The organism is Novosphingobium sp. PhB55, assembly GCF_004368805.1.
In the GTDB taxonomy this organism is placed as follows: domain Bacteria; phylum Pseudomonadota; class Alphaproteobacteria; order Sphingomonadales; family Sphingomonadaceae; genus Novosphingobium.
On sequence record NZ_SODQ01000005.1, the window covers coordinates 285,103 to 299,754 of the forward strand.

12 protein-coding genes are annotated in these 14,652 nt (G+C 67.1%); 7 read left to right on the forward strand and 5 right to left on the reverse strand.

The features are described from left to right. Nucleotides 1-33 precede the first annotated feature (33 nt). Nucleotides 34-2,985 carry a CHAT domain-containing protein gene (locus EDF57_RS14055; protein ID WP_243841065.1) on the forward strand — a complete coding sequence of 984 codons (2,952 nt, stop codon included), beginning with the start codon at nt 34-36 and terminating at the stop codon, nt 2,983-2,985. Nucleotides 2,986-3,048: 63 nt separating this feature from the next. On the opposite strand, the gene EDF57_RS14060 is transcribed toward EDF57_RS14055, so the two are convergent. From EDF57_RS14060 to EDF57_RS14075, 4 genes are all read right to left on the reverse strand, one after another. Next, on the reverse strand, nt 3,049-3,594 hold the full coding sequence (locus EDF57_RS14060; protein ID WP_134094742.1) for a glutathione peroxidase: 546 nt from the start codon (nt 3,592-3,594) through the stop codon (nt 3,049-3,051). Between the two features lie 98 nt (nt 3,595-3,692). Next, a complete protein-coding gene (locus EDF57_RS14065) occupies nt 3,693-4,379 on the reverse strand; it encodes a glutathione S-transferase family protein (protein WP_132264554.1) in 687 nt (228 codons plus the stop codon). 23 nt (nt 4,380-4,402) lie between these two features. Then, entirely contained in the window at nt 4,403-5,038 is a 636-nt protein-coding gene (locus EDF57_RS14070; RefSeq protein WP_132264552.1) for a 3-oxoacid CoA-transferase subunit B, read from the reverse strand. Then, entirely contained in the window at nt 5,038-5,745 is a 708-nt protein-coding gene (locus EDF57_RS14075; RefSeq protein ID WP_134094743.1) for a CoA transferase subunit A, read from the reverse strand. Before EDF57_RS14075 ends, EDF57_RS14070 begins: the two co-directional genes overlap by 1 nt. A 191-nt stretch (nt 5,746-5,936) precedes the next feature. Between EDF57_RS14075 and EDF57_RS14080 the strand changes: the two genes are divergently transcribed. The 5 genes from EDF57_RS14080 (at nt 5,937) to EDF57_RS14100 (ending at nt 13,201) form a co-directional block, all read left to right on the forward strand. Next, nucleotides 5,937-6,848 carry a LysR family transcriptional regulator gene (locus tag EDF57_RS14080; RefSeq protein WP_134094744.1) on the forward strand — a complete coding sequence of 304 codons (912 nt, stop codon included), beginning with the start codon at nt 5,937-5,939 and terminating at the stop codon, nt 6,846-6,848. Nucleotides 6,849-6,925: 77 nt separating this feature from the next. Next, nucleotides 6,926-7,708, forward strand: a complete 783-nt coding sequence (locus EDF57_RS14085) for a universal stress protein (RefSeq protein WP_132264547.1) — start codon at nt 6,926-6,928, stop codon at nt 7,706-7,708. A gap of 583 nt (nt 7,709-8,291) precedes the next feature. After that, entirely contained in the window at nt 8,292-10,607 is a 2,316-nt protein-coding gene (locus EDF57_RS14090; RefSeq protein ID WP_132264546.1) for a CDC48 family AAA ATPase, read from the forward strand. Between the two features lie 93 nt (nt 10,608-10,700). Next, nucleotides 10,701-11,480: a glutaminyl-peptide cyclotransferase gene (locus EDF57_RS14095; protein ID WP_132264544.1), complete on the forward strand. Its 780-nt coding sequence runs from the start codon at nt 10,701-10,703 to the stop codon at nt 11,478-11,480. Nucleotides 11,481-11,608: 128 nt separating this feature from the next. After that, nucleotides 11,609-13,201 (forward strand): ABC-F family ATP-binding cassette domain-containing protein, encoded by a 1,593-nt coding sequence (locus EDF57_RS14100; RefSeq protein WP_208324871.1) that lies wholly within the window; start codon nt 11,609-11,611, stop codon nt 13,199-13,201. Between the two features lie 22 nt (nt 13,202-13,223). Here the strand turns inward: EDF57_RS14100 and EDF57_RS14105 are convergent, their stop codons facing one another. Continuing rightward, complete coding sequence (locus tag EDF57_RS14105) at nt 13,224-14,366, reverse strand: mechanosensitive ion channel domain-containing protein (protein ID WP_134094746.1); 1,143 nt, start codon at nt 14,364-14,366, stop codon at nt 13,224-13,226. A gap of 12 nt (nt 14,367-14,378) precedes the next feature. Here EDF57_RS14105 and EDF57_RS25505 point away from each other — a divergent pair, with 12 nt between their 5' ends. Further along, nucleotides 14,379-14,531: a hypothetical protein gene (locus tag EDF57_RS25505; protein ID WP_166675278.1), complete on the forward strand. Its 153-nt coding sequence runs from the start codon at nt 14,379-14,381 to the stop codon at nt 14,529-14,531. Nucleotides 14,532-14,652: the final 121 nt, after the last annotated feature.

Sequence of the window (14,652 nt, forward strand, 5' to 3'; positions counted from 1 at the left end):
GCCCCGTCCATCGACTTACGGCGGGGGGCAAGCATGAAGACTCGGCTTTGGGCCTGCCTGGCAGCGGGCCTTCTGGCGGAAATGACGGTGGGCGTTCCGGCGGCGCTGGCTTCGGCCCGGACTGCGCCAGGAGCCTCGGCAGCGCCCGGGCCAGTTTCCGCCGTGGCCGAACTTCGCGCCCTTGCCGACTACGACACCTCGGGCGATCCCAAGGCCGCGCTTCGCCGGATCGATGCCGCGCTTGCCGGTGCCCGCAAGGCCGGCGCCGTCGATCCCGTGGACCGCCTCATGGCCGAAGCCACCCGGGCCGAAGCGCTGTTCTGGATGGGCCGCTACAAGGAAGCGCTGGCGGGCTTTCGCGATTTCGACGCGGAGATGACCGCGCGGAATCAACCCATGACGCCGCGCCGCGCGGAAATCGTCAACAACATCGGATCCGCACTCTCCAGCATGGGCAAGCTGGACGAAGCGCGAACCTACAAGCTGCGCGCACTGGAATTGAGCGAGACCCTCGCCGGGCGCGACAGCAGCGAATATGCCGCCGCGCTCTACGGGCTGGCGCTGATCGACTACCGCCGCGGACTGCCTCTGGAAGCGATTCCCAAAGTGCAGCAGGCCGTGACCGTGGCCACCCTGGCCAGTACGCGGACGGGCCGTAACAACGAGAGTCCCGCCGTCTACGGCATAACCCTCAGCACCCTGCAGATTCAGGCCGGCGATTCGACGTCCGCGATCGCCGCCGCCCGCGCCGCCGCGATCTGGGCCGACTCGCATCTCGGCAAGGAGCACCGCCTGACGCTGGCCACGCTCAATGCGCTGGGCGCCGCGCTCAACGATGCCGGGCTTTACGCCCAGGCCACGCCGATCCTGCGGCGGGCACTGGACTTGCGCATGGCCAAGAGCGATCCCGACCCGCGCGATCTGGGCTATTCGCTCAATGCCGTGGCCTATGCGCTGGATCTGGCCGGATTTTCCGAGGACGCCTTGGGTTTCTACGAGCGCTCGGCGGAGATTTTCGAAAAGCTGCCCGCCTCGGACCAGCCGATGTCCGGCGCCAATGTCTTCGGGCAGATCGCCCGGATCGTCCGCGACGACGGCCAGATCGACCGCGCCCTCGCGCTCGACCGCAAGGCACTGGGCATGGCGCGGCGCATCGCCGCCTCGCCCGACGATCCCGAAGTGCTCCGCGCCGAACTCAGCCTGGCCAAACTGCTCCTTGCCACCGGAGACATCGATGCCGCGCAGGCGCTGCTCGACCATGTCAACGCAGCCTATGCGCGCCGGGCGCTGCCGACCAATCTCGACCGGGTGGCCGCGCTGGCCCTGCGCGCCGCCGTCGACGCCCGCCGGGGCGATCCGGCAGCGGCGCTCGCTGCGGCAAAGCCCGCACTCGAGCCTCTGCGCAGCCATCTGCTGGATCGCACCAGCGCCGCCACCGGCACGATTCGCCTTCGCGACCAGGCCGCGGGCACATTCGTCCTCGAAGCCCGGATCGCCATCGCCGCAGGGGACCGGGAAACCGCGTTCGACGCCTTGCAGATGGCGGGGATGGGCGATCTCCAGACCGCGTTCACTTCCGTCGACGCCATTGCCGATCGCTATGGTCCCGAGGCCAATGCCGCGATCCGCGCCTATCTCTCCGCCAGCGCCGAACTGCGCGAATTGCACAAGCAGCGCGACCGCGCGCTCACCCGGGACCGGACCGGCGCAAGCCCGAACGAGAGCCCCGACACGACCGCCGAGAGGATCGCCGCAGCCGAGGAAAACCTCCGCGCACTGGACAAACGGATCGGCGCACTGGTGCCCGGCTATGCCTCACTGACGGGCTTCGAACCTGCCAGCCTGGCCGCCGCCCGGTCCCGACTGGCGCCGGGCCAGGCGCTCCTGCTCTACGGGCAGGACGCGGAGGGCCTGGTGATCATGGCCGTCACCCGCAAGGCCGTAACGGCGGCGGAAACGCCGGTCCCCGGACGGCGCCTGGCCGAATTGCAGCGGCGGCTTCGCGCCTCGATCGAGGACGGCGTGCTCACCGACGGCAAATCCGCCTTCGACCGCGATTCGGCCTACCAGCTCTACCGGCTGCTGTTCCCCCAGCCGATCGCCAGGGCGCTGCAGGAAAGCCGCGATGTCGCGATCCTGGCGCCGGGCATGCTGTCCGCCCTGCCCTTCGGCGCGCTGGTGACAAAGCCCCCGACTGGCGACGATGCCGATCCGCAGGCGCTGCGCCAGACCGATTGGCTCGCCCGCCATCACGGCGTGAGCACGCTGGTGACCGCAGCGCCGCTGGCCCGCCCCGGCGAGCGTCATGCCCGCACGCGCGGATTTGCCGGGATCGGTGCGCCGCTTCTGCCCCTGGGCGGAACGGAAAGCTGGACGAACTCCCTCGAATCCACGCTCGCCAGCCTGCCCGAACTGCCGGGTGCGGCGCAGGAACTTCAGGCCATGGCCCGGTCGTTTCATGGCGAGCGCCAGGTTCTCGTGGGAGCGGGGGCGACCGAGGCGGCCGTGAAAGCAGCCCCGCTCTCGGCCGCCGGGGTGATCGCCTTCGCCACTCACGGCCTCGTCGGCGGCGCGTACCGCAACCTGGTGGAGCCTGCCCTGGTGCTCACGCCCGCTCCCGGCTCGGATGGCTCCGAAGATGGCCTGCTCACCGCTTCGGAAATCGCGCGATTGAACCTGGATGCCGACTGGGTGATTCTCTCGGCCTGCGACACCAACGCGGGCGAGAGCGAGAATGCCCCGACGTATTCGGGCCTGGCCCGCGCTTTCGTTTCGGCGGGAGCCCGCGCGCTCCTGCTGTCGCACTGGCCCGTCCGCGACGATGTCGCCAGCCGCATGACGCTGCGCACCGTGCGGGCGGCGCATGGCCGGACCAGCCGCGCCGAGGCGCTGAGGCGCGCGCAGATGACCGTGCTTGGGGACACCCATGTGGCTGGCGGGGCCCACCCCGCCACATGGGCGCCTTTCGTCCTCGTCGGCGAATGAGCAGGTGGCCGGACCGGGGAACCTCCCCGTCCGGCCCGCCCTACCCTACTTGGCCAGTTCGCCTTACTTGGCCAGTTCGCCTTCGATCGCATCCACCAGCAGCGGATCCTGCGGGGTGGTGCCCGGCGCGAAACGTCCGACCACGGCGCCCTCGCGCGAGACCAGGAACTTCTCGAAGTTCCACAGCACTTCGGGATCGTCGTTCGGGGTCATGCCATAGCCCTTGAAGCGCTCCTTCATGCCATCGACATCGCCCTGCTTGGTGGGAATGGCTGCAGTGAGCGCGGCATAGAGCGGCTGCTTGGCTTCGCCGGTAACGTCGGCCTTGGTGAAGAGCGGGAACGAGACGCCGTAGTTGAGCTGGCAGAACTCGACGATTTCCTCGTCGGTGCCCGGCTCCTGCGCGCCGAAATCATTGGCCGGGAAGCCCAGCACTTCAAAGCCCTTGCCCTTGTAGTCCTCGTAAAGCTTCTCCAGCCCTTCGTACTGCGGCGTCAGTCCGCACTTGGAAGCGACGTTGACCACCAGAAGGACTTTGCCTTCGTGATTGGCCAGGCTGTCGGCGCTGCCATCGATGCGGGTCAGCGGAATCTGGGCGATATCGGTCATTCGAGGCTCTCCAAGGGACGCGAGGGAATAGGTTCGGGGACGGAGACTGCGTCAGCTTGGTGACGCAGGCAAGGCATTGGCGGCAAGGCTGCGCGCGATCAATCCGCGTTGCGGTAGTCGGCGATCACGTCGCCGCATTCGGCCAGTTCCGCCTCGTGGCCTTCCTCACGCCAGGTCTCGGCCAGGGCTTCGGCTTCCCACTGCTTCATCGCGGGGTGATCCAGCACGGCATCGACCCAGGACTGGCAGGTGCCGACATCGAGGCCGTAAGTGCGGATGCGGAAGGCGACCGGGGCGAAGAAGGCATCCACGGCGGTGAAGCTGGCCCCGGCCAGCCAGGGGCCGCCGAAGCGCGAGAGCCCCTCGCTGAACAGCTCGCGCAGCCGGGCCACATCGCGGACCAGCCCCGGCCGCATCGGCTTTGGGCGAACGCGGACGCCGACATTCATCGTGCAGTCGTTGCGCAGGGCCGAGAAGCCGCCGTGCATTTCCGCGACCGCGCATTGCGCGAAGGCGCGTGCCGCTTCGTCGGCCGGCCAGATGCCGGGATGGCGGTCCGCCAGATAGAGCGTGATGCCCAAGGAATCCCACAAGGTACGGTCGCCGTCGATCAGCGCGGGCACTTGCCCGGTGGGCGAGAAGCTGCGGAATGCGTCGTAGTTCGCCGGAGCGGTGAAGGGCTCGATCCGATCGGCGAAATCGATGCCGAGCGCCTTCATCAACAGCCACGGCCGCAGCGACCAGCTGGAGTAGTTCCGATTGGCGGTGATCAAGGTGTAGGCCATCCGGAACTCTCCTTCGCGGGACATCAGGTCGTGTAGTGCGCCGTGGTCTTAGCCGCGACTTCGTCGGCCGTCACGCCCGGAGCCAGTTCGATCAGCTTGAACGGGCTCTGGTGGTCGGGCCGCTGGAACACGGCCAGATCGGTGACGATCATGTCGACCACGTTCTTGCCGGTGAGCGGCAGAGTGCACGCCGGGATGAACTTGGGATCGCCGTTCTTGGCATTGTGTTCCATCACGACGATGATCTTCTTCACGCCGGCCACGAGGTCCATCGCGCCGCCCATGCCCTTGATCATCTTGCCGGGGATCATCCAGTTGGCGATGTCGCCGTTCTCGGCAATCTCCATCGCGCCCAGCACGGCCAGGTCGATGTGTCCGCCGCGGATCATGCCGAAGCTGGTGGCGCTGTCGAAATAGGCCGACTGCGGCAGTTCGCTGACGGTCTGCTTGCCCGCGTTGATGAGGTCGGCGTCGACCTCATCGGCGTAAGGAAACGGCCCGATGCCGAGCATCCCGTTTTCCGACTGGAGCGTCACCGTCATGCCGCCGGGCACATGGTTCGCCACCAGGGTCGGGATGCCGATACCGAGGTTCACGTAGAACCCGTCCTGGAGTTCCTTTGCCGCGCGCGCGGCCATCTCGTTGCGGTCCCAGGACATCAGGCGGTCTCCCTCTCGCGCGTGGTCGTGAATTCGATCTTCTTGTCGTAGGGCGCGCCGAGGACCAGGCGCTGGACGAACACGCCCGGCAGGTGGATGCCGTCCGGATCGAGCGAGCCGGTGGGGACGATCTCCTCCACTTCGACCACGCAGACCTTGCCGCAAGTGGCGGCCGGCACGTTGAAGTTGCGGGCGGTCTTGCGGAACACGACGTTGCCGGTCTCGTCCGCCTTCCACGCCTTCACCAGGCTGAGGTCGGCGAAGATGCCTTCCTCCAGGATGAATTCCTCGCCGCGGAAGACTTTCACTTCCTTGCCCTCGGCGATCTGGGTGCCGACGCCGGTCTTGGTGTAGAAGCCCGGAATCCCGGCGCCGCCGGCGCGCATGCGCTCCGCCAGAGTGCCTTGCGGGCAGAATTCGACTTCGAGTTCGCCCGAGAGGAACTGGCGTTCGAATTCCTTGTTCTCGCCGACGTAGGACGAGATCATCTTGCTCACCTGCTTGGTGCGCAGCAGCTTGCCGATGCCTTCGTTGTCGATACCGGCATTGTTGGAGGCGAACGTCAGGTTCCTCACGCCCGAATCGCGCACTGCATCGAGCAGGCGCTCGGGGATGCCGCAAAGGCCGAAACCACCGGCGGCGATCAGCAGGCCATCCTTCAGCAATCCGTCCAGCGCGGCATCGGCGCTGGGATAGACCTTGTTCATGCCATTCTCCCGTTAGAGCGTCTTCCGATCGGGTGGCATCACCCTCTGGCCCGGAAAACGCGGCAAACCAAAATCTTGGAGCATCCGGGCCGTTCTGGTCGGCTCGGAAAATCGCTCCGGCAAGCGAGCCTAGACAGGCAATTCCATTACGAATAGCGATTGTTATTTATCGGAATAGATAAGACACGGTTATGAAACGTATCGCCCTTTTCCATCTCGAAACGCTGATGTGGATCGACCGGCTCGGCACGTTCGCAGGCGCGGCGCAAAGACTCAACACCACCCAACCCGCCATCTCCGCGCGGGTTCGCGAGATCGAGGAGCAACTCGGCGTATCGCTGTTCCAGCGCGACGGACGGCGCATGGTGCTGACGGCACGCGGCCGCCGCCTGGTGCAGGATTGCGAGCCGCTGCGGCAGGGTCTGGAGCGCGTGCTGCTCGACGCCAGCGACTTCGCAGGGGCCAGCGGCACCGTGCGGATCGGCTCGGGCGAGATCGCGGCCGCCACCTGCCTGCCCGGCTTCATCGGCGCGATTGCGCGCGAACGCCCCGGCGTGACACTGGAAATCGAACTCGACCTGACGGCCCGGCTGCTCCAGCAGCTTCTCTCGGGCACCCGCGACATCGTGTTCCTGGCCGGCCCCGTCGCCAGCCCCGGCCTGCGGACCACGCCGATCGGCGCGGTCGACCTGGTCTGGGCCTCCAGCCCCGCCTTGGCCGAATCCGCAGATTTGCGCCGCAACGGGACGCCGGGCGCTCCTTCCTTTCCCGTCTGGTCCCTGCCCGACCACTCCCCGCTCCACGGAGTCACGCTGGAGACCCTGGAGCAGCACCGGATCGCGCCCCGCACGCTCAACACCTGCAACAACGTGCGCATGCTGATCGAGATCGTCTCGCGCGGCCAGGGCGCGGCAGTGCTGCCCGAAACCATGGTCCGCCGCGAGCTGGAACGCGGGATCCTGGTGGAAGTGCTCCCCCGCCCGCAGCACAAGGTCCATTTCGAAGCCGCGATCCGCACGCGAGAGCGCGATCCCATGATCCTGGACCTGTTCGAGCGCGCCACCCGCCTCTCCATAGAAACGGCCGGAGAAGCGGAAGTTTGATCTTCGTCATGGCAATTCCATGACCTTACGATAGGTTACCGGGCCATAGGTTAGCTGCCATCAACGGGAGAAATACCATGCGCTCGATACTCGTGAACGCCGACCGCAAGCCCGATAGCGACAGCCGCGTCGCCACCGCGCTCGAACTCGCCCGCCACATGGACGGCCACGTAACCGTGCTCGTCGATACCCCGGTCTCGCGCTATATCGCCATGGACCCGATGGGCGGCAGCTATGTCATTTCCGAAGCGCTCGACAAGGCGCGCGGGGAGGACGACAGCGCCGCCGAGGCCATCGAGGCACGCCTGACGCGCGGCGACATTCCCTTCGAAGTGATCCGCAGCGAGGAAGACCCGGTTCCCGCCCTTGCCGGTGCCGCGCGCCTGTCCGACCTGGTGGTCGTCTCGCGCTCCAGCGGCATTGCCGGGCAACTGGCCATGGTGGCCCGCGCGCCGGTCCTGGCCCTGCCCGAAGGCCGCACGCTGGCCCTGCCGATCCGCCGCGCCGTCATCGCCTGGGACGGCGGCGAGCAAGCCGCCAGCGCCCTCAAGGCTGCCGTGCCGCTGTTGCAGAGCGCGCAGACGGTCAAGCTGGTGACCGTGATCGAGAAGTCCGGCGGCTTTCCGGTAACCGATGCCTTGCGCTATCTGTCGCGCAACGGGCTTCATGCAGAGTACGAGGAATACGAAAGGCGCGGTTCCACCGAGGAAACCTTGGCGCTGGCCGTGAACCAGAACCACGCGGACCTGCTGGTCATGGGCGCCTACGGCAAGAGCCGCCTGCGCGAATTCCTCTTCGGCGGCGTCACCGCCCACTTCCTGTCCGAAGCGAGCGCCCCCGCGGTCCTGTTCTCGCACTGACGAGTTCTCGCAAGGCGCGCAGGTAAATCGTATCGAGGGCGTCGGTGCCGGCTTCAGGCCGTGCCCCGGCGCCCTTTCGCATGATCGGGCGTCTTTTCCGCTGGATACTCAGCACGGTGAGCAAATGGCGCGACGCAACAGTCAACGTTTGCATTCTAACGGACAGGCGCATCGCCTTGACGATTGCGTCAAGACCGACATGAAAGGTGATTCATTTCATAAGTCATTGTTTTATTTAAAATGCAGGTCGTATACCCGGGGTAGTTACCGGCTGCGCAACGTTGCTTGCGCGTTTCGCAATCTCAAATCGGTGTTTTCGCACTTGCACAAAAACCCTATTCGGAGCATATAGAAGCTGCCTTTCAGGCATCCTCTCCCAAAACTTTCATGGCCCGGCCGGCAACGTCCGGGCCTTCTTTTTGCCTCTTTGAGAACGGCGTTCTCAAAGAGTTCCATCGGAAACATCCGCAGTGACCGTTGGTTGGTTTGAAATCCGGGAGACCGATACCTAGTTCCTGATCCACACCCCGGACGGCACGCACGAAGCGGTGGATGCCGGCATCGGGAGGATGAAAGGACACTCATGGCGGACGCCCAGACCAACGTCGACGATCGGACCGTGAAGCTGCAGGTCGCGGCTGCCCGACAGGAAGAAAGCGGCCAGGGAATCGCCCGCCTCTCGCGCGCGGCGCTTTCCGAGATCGGCGCGATGGAAGGCGACGTGCTGGAAATCACCGGCAAGGCCGCCACCGTCGCACGCGCCGTGCTTGCCTATGACGAGGACGAAGGCCTTCAGGTCATTCGCCTGGACGGCCTCCAGCGCGGCAATGCCGAAGTCGGATCCGGCGATCACGTCATCGTGCGCAAGGCGGAATCGCGCCCCGCGCAGCGCGTGGTCTTCGCGCCCGCGCAGAAGGATATGCGCCTCCAGGGGCCCTCGGCCGCGCTGAAGCGCAACTTCTTCGGCCGCCCGATGGTGCAGGGAGACCTTGTCGCCACCACCGGCCAGCAGCAGGTCGCGGATATTCCCCCGCAGCTTCGCCGCATGTTCGATGCACCGGCCTATGCGCTGACCCAGATCCGCCTCAACGTCGTTTCCACCACGCCGCGCGGCATCGTGCACATCGACGAGAACACGGAAGTGGAACTGCGCGAGGTCTTCGAGGAAGCCCACGACGCGCGCGGCGACGTCAACTACGACGATGTCGGCGGCATGAGCGACACCATCCGCCAACTGCGCGAAATGGTGGAACTGCCGCTGCGCTATCCCGAACTGTTCACCCGCCTCGGCGTCGCCCCGCCGAAGGGCGTGCTGCTGCACGGCCCGCCGGGCACCGGCAAGACGCGCCTCGCCCAGGCGGTCGCCAACGAGAGCGAGGCCAACTTCTTCACCATCAACGGTCCCGAGATCATGGGATCGGGCTATGGCGAAAGCGAGAAGGCCCTGCGCGAGGTGTTCGAGCAGGCCACCAAGGCCGCGCCGGCGATCATCTTCATCGACGAGATCGATTCGATCGCGCCCAAGCGCAGCCAGGTTCACGGCGAGGCGGAAAAGCGCCTCGTTGCCCAGTTGCTCACCCTGATGGACGGCATCGACAGCCGCGCTCATGTCGTGGTGATCGCCGCCACCAACCGGCCCGACGCCATCGACGAGGCCCTGCGCCGTCCCGGCCGGTTCGACCGCGAGATCGTGATCGGTGTGCCGGACGAAGCCGGACGCCGCGAGATCATCGGCATCCACACGCGCGGCATGCCGCTGGGCAGCAAGGTCGATCTGAACGAACTCGCGCGCACCACCCACGGCTTCGTCGGCGCCGACCTCGCCGCCCTCGCCCGCGAGGCGGCGATCGAGGCCGTGCGCCGGATCATGCCCCGGCTGGACCTCGAAGCCCGCACCATCCCTCCCGAAGTGCTGGAAGAACTCCAGGTCCTTCGCGAGGATTTCGTGGCCGCGCTCAAGCGCGTCCAGCCTTCGGCCATGCGCGAAGTCATGGTGCAAGTGCCCAACATCGGCTGGGCCGACATCGGCGGCCTCGACAATGCGCAGCTCAAGCTGAAGGAAGGCGTGGAACTGCCGCTGAAGAACCCGGAAGCCTTCCACAAGCTGGGTATCCGCCCGGCCAAGGGCTTCCTGCTCTACGGCCCGCCGGGCACCGGCAAGACCCTGCTCGCCAAGGCCGTCGCCAAGGAGGCGGAGGCGAACTTCATCTCGATCAAGTCGTCCGACCTGCTGTCCAAGTGGTACGGCGAGAGCGAGCAGCAGATCGCCCGCCTCTTCGCCCGCGCCCGCCAGGTCGCGCCTTGCGTGATCTTCATCGACGAGATCGACAGCCTCGTGCCCGCCCGCGGCATGGGCGGGGGTGGCGGCGAACCGCAAGTCACCTCCCGCGTGGTCAACACCATCCTTGCCGAGATGGACGGCATGGAGGAACTGCAGTCGGTCGTGCTGATCGGCGCGACCAACCGCCCGGCGCTGGTCGATCCCGCCCTGCTGCGCCCCGGCCGCTTCGACGAGCTGGTCTATGTCGGCACGCCTGACGAGGCCGGGCGCGAGCACATCCTGGGCATCCACACCGCCCGCATGCCGCTGGCCGACGATGTCTCGCTGCGCGATGTCGCCGCGCGGACCGAGCGGTTCACCGGCGCGGACCTTGAGGACGTGGTGCGCCGCGCCGGTCTGATCGCCATCCGCAAGCGCGGTGCCGAAGTGGAACAGGTTCGCCGCGAGGACTTCGACGATGCACTCGAGGACAGCCGCGCCACGGTGACCGAGGAAATGGAAGCCGAGTACGAGCGCATGAAGGGCGAACTGAAAAAGCGGGCCATGGAAGTGATCCCGATCGGTTTCATCGCCCCCGGCATGGTCGAATCCCGCCGCGAAAAGAAGCACGGCGATTGAGCGGTACGTCGTCCCGGACCCGGTCCGGGACGACGGCCCCTCCCCATCCCATCGCCTCTTGCGGAGGCCGCGCCCTTGCGGCACCTGCATCGCATGAATTCTCCCGTCCGCGCCCTGCTCGCCGCCGCACTCGCCCTCACCGCTGCCCCTGCCGCGCAGGCGAAGGATGTGCCGGTCTGCGGCTACCGCATCGACAACGCCTTCCCGCATGACACCGCCGCCTTCACCGAAGGCCTCTTCTTCGACCGGGGCCTGCTCTACGAAAGCACCGGCCAGAAGGGCGATTCCCGCATCGTCGTGCGCAAGCTGGAAACGCTGGAGCCGGTGGGGCAGATCGAGATCGATCCTGCGGTCTTCGGCGAGGGGCTGATCGACTGGAACGGCCAGCTCATCAGCCTGACCTGGCGCGACGGGATCGGCTATCGCTGGGATCGCACCACGCTGAAACCGCTGGGAACCTTCCATTACGAAGGCGAAGGCTGGGGCATGACGCGCAGCGGCAACACGATCTACCAGAGCGACGGGTCCGCCGCCCTGCGCCTCCGCGATCCGGCAACCATGCGCCAGACCGGCAGCCTCGCCGTCACGGCCGAGGGCAAGCCCGTCGAGAATCTCAACGAGCTGGAATGGATCGACGGCGAGATCTGGGCCAATGTCTGGATGACCGACCGCATCGCCCGCATCGACCCGAAGACGGGCAAAGTGAAGTCCTGGCTCGACCTTGCCGGGCTGCGCGAGCAGGCGGGCGGCGCCGGCGTCGATGCCGTGCTCAACGGTATCGCCTGGGACGCGCCAGGCCGCCGCATTTTCGTGACCGGCAAGAACTGGAACCAGATATTCCAGATCACCCCGGCCTGCACCAAAGGCGCCTGATTCGTCCATGGGCCGACTTGCCCATGGAAGCGCGTTGAGGTAAGGAACCGGTCGCAACCGAAGGAATGGATCGATGGACATCTGAGCACATAGCCCGTTTTTCCCAAACGCTATCTGCCGGTGTTCCCATGACATTTCTGACTCTCGACCGCGTTGCCTGCTCGGCGCCCGACGGTTCTCCCCTCTTCCGCGATCTCACTTTCGCGCTCGGCCGCGAAACCCTGGGGCTGGTCGGCCGCAACGGTGCGGGCAAGAGCACGCTCCTGCGCGCGATTGCCGGCGAAGTTCCGGTTTCCGAAGGCACGATCACGCGCCAGGGCCGGATCGGCCTGCTGCGCCAGCTTCCCCCCGATGAGAACGCCAGCGTCGCCGAGGCGCTGGGCCTTGCCGCCCACTTCGCCCGGCTCGACCGCATCACGCAAGGCCGGTTTGAGGACGACGATTTCGACCTCGCCGACTGGACCCTTGCCGAACGTTTCGAGAAAGCTGCCGCCCTGGCGGGCTTCGCGGAGCTTGACCCCGCGCGCCGGCTCGCCAGCTTCAGCGGCGGGCAGCGTACCCGGCTCATGCTGACGGGGCTGCTGCTGGGCGAACCCGACGTGCTCCTGCTCGACGAGCCGACCAACAATCTCGACGATGCCGGACGCCAGGCCGTGGCCGACTTGCTGGGTGCCTGGAGCGGCGGCATGCTCGTCGCCAGCCATGACCGCGACCTGCTTCGCCGCGCCGACCGCATCGTCGAACTGACGAGCGTGGGCATCCATATGGTCGGCGGCGGCTGGGACGCATTCGACGAACAGCGCAGCGCCGAACGCGCCCGCGCGGCCTCGGCGCTCGAACGCAGCGAGGACGCCCTGCGGCAGGCCCGGCGCGAGAAGCAGCAGGAAGCCGAGAAGCAGGCGCGCCGCGACAGCAAGGGCCGCAAGGACGCTGCGAAGGGCGGCGATCCAAAGATCCTGCTCGGCGCGCGCAAGCAGCGGGCCGAGGAAACGGGCGGGCGACAGCGCAAGCTGGGCGACGAACTGGTCGGCCGCGTCCAGGAGCAGTTCGACGTGGCCCGCCGCGAAGTCGAAGTGCTGGCGCCGATCCATATCGACCTGCCGCCGAGCGGACTGCCTGCCGGCCACACCCTGATCGAGGCGCAGGGCCTATGCTGCGAGCGCGGCGGGCGGCGGTTGTTCGGTCCGCTCGACCTCCTTCTGCGCGGCCCGCGCCGGATCGCCGTGACCGGGCCGAATGGCTCGGGCAAGACCAGCCTGATCCGCATCCTGGCCGGGCTCGACCGGCCCGACGCTGGCAATATCCATAGCGGCGATCTTCACTCCAGGAATGCGCGCATCGCCTTGCTGGACCAGCACGTCTCCCTGCTGGGCGAGCGCGGAAGCGTGCTGGACGCCTACTTGCGGCTCAACCCCGATGCCGACCGCCACGCCGCACACGCCGCCCTTGCCCGCTTCGGCTTCCGCAGCGCCTGGGCCGAGCGGGACATCTCCACCCTCTCCGGCGGCGAGCGGATGCGGCTGGCTTTGGCCTGCCTCTTCACGCGCCGGGACGTCCCCTGGCTGCTGATCCTCGACGAGCCCACCAATCACCTGGATCTCGCCTCGGTGGAGATGCTGGAGCAGGCCCTGCGCGGCTACGACGGCGCCATCCTCTGCGTCAGCCACGACGCGGATTTTCGCGCGGCGCTGGAATTGGGTGAAGAGATCGCGCTGGGCTAGCGCCCACGTCCGGGCCGCCCGGTCAGTTCGCCTTCCTGGCCTCGCTATTCGCTGAGGCGGCGACAAGTTCGGCCAAACCCGCGGTGGCACCCATTTCCACCGGCCCGACCGGCAGGGTCCGCCGCCGCACGAGCGCCTCGGGCTGGTTCCGGCGGATCCAGTCCATCATGCTCTCGCGGATCTCGCAGCGCAGGTCGAACAGGGTCGGGCCGTCCTTGGCGCTCATGAGCAGGCGCACTTCGATGGCCTCGTCCTTGCAATCCGTCACTTGCAGCACCTGGGCGCGCTTGTCCCACAAGCGGTGCGCCGTGATCTGGCGGCTGTATTCCTCACGGATCGGGCCGATTTCGGTGCCCTGGTCGAGATAGAGGAACACCGTACCCAAGAGCTGCGAGGTCGTCTTGGTCCAGTTCTGGAAGGTGTCCTCCAGGAAACGGTTGGACGGTACCACCAGGCGCCGGTCGTCCCACAGCCGCACGACCACGTATGTCGTGCGGATATCCTCGATGCGGCCCCATTCGCCGTCGAGGATGATGACGTCGTCGATGGAGATGGGCTCGGTCATCGCCATCTGGAAGCCGGCGATCAGCGCCTTGAGCGCGGGCTGCGCCGCCGCGCCGACCGCCAGGGCCGCCAGTCCCGCCGAAGCCATCAGCGTCACGCCGATCTCCCGCACGCCGGGCACCGAGGCCAGCATGCCGGATACGGTGAGGAACACGATGAGGAACGTGCCGATACGGCTGAAGATCGCCAGCCGGGTCCGGCGGCGGCGGGCATTGCGGTTGTTCTCCACCGAGATGTCGGCGCGCACGATCATCGCTTCGACGAAGGCGCGCAGCACGGCCACGGCGACCCAGCCGGTGAGGAGCGGCATGACGAAAGGCGCGAACCGCTCCCAGATCGATTCCAGCGCCGGGGTCTCGCGCGCGGCCAGCACGACGCCCATCGCCAGGAAAGCCCAGCGCGTCGGCCGGTTGAGCCGGTTCACCACCAGGTCGTCCGCCTCGCTCGCGCTGCGATGGGCAATGCGGTTGAGGATGCGGAACAGCAAAGTGTGCACAGCGAATGCCAGCACCAGCCCGATCAGCGCGGCCAGCACCGCCATGAGCGGCCGCTCCGCCCAATCGGGCAACCCGTCGAGGATGCGATCGATGAACTGGATCATGGTGCTGAAACAATGCTGCATCGCAGCAGTTTCATCCCGGGCTTCGATTCATCGGTGTTGCAGGGCGTTTCGCGCGAAGCGGAGGCCATCGCCCGTCATTCCGCAGGCCATTTCGAGGGCCTATGGCGCGTGATGGCGGCATACGGCCTCATGCCCGGCCGGTGAGGAACCGATGTCCCGGATAGCGGACACCGTTCTGCTGTCGACTGACGGGAAATGGCCTGGGGCGGCGGACGCTCCCCAGCAGGGCCAAAGCGGAACCTAGGCGCTGCCCGGGGATCGGCGC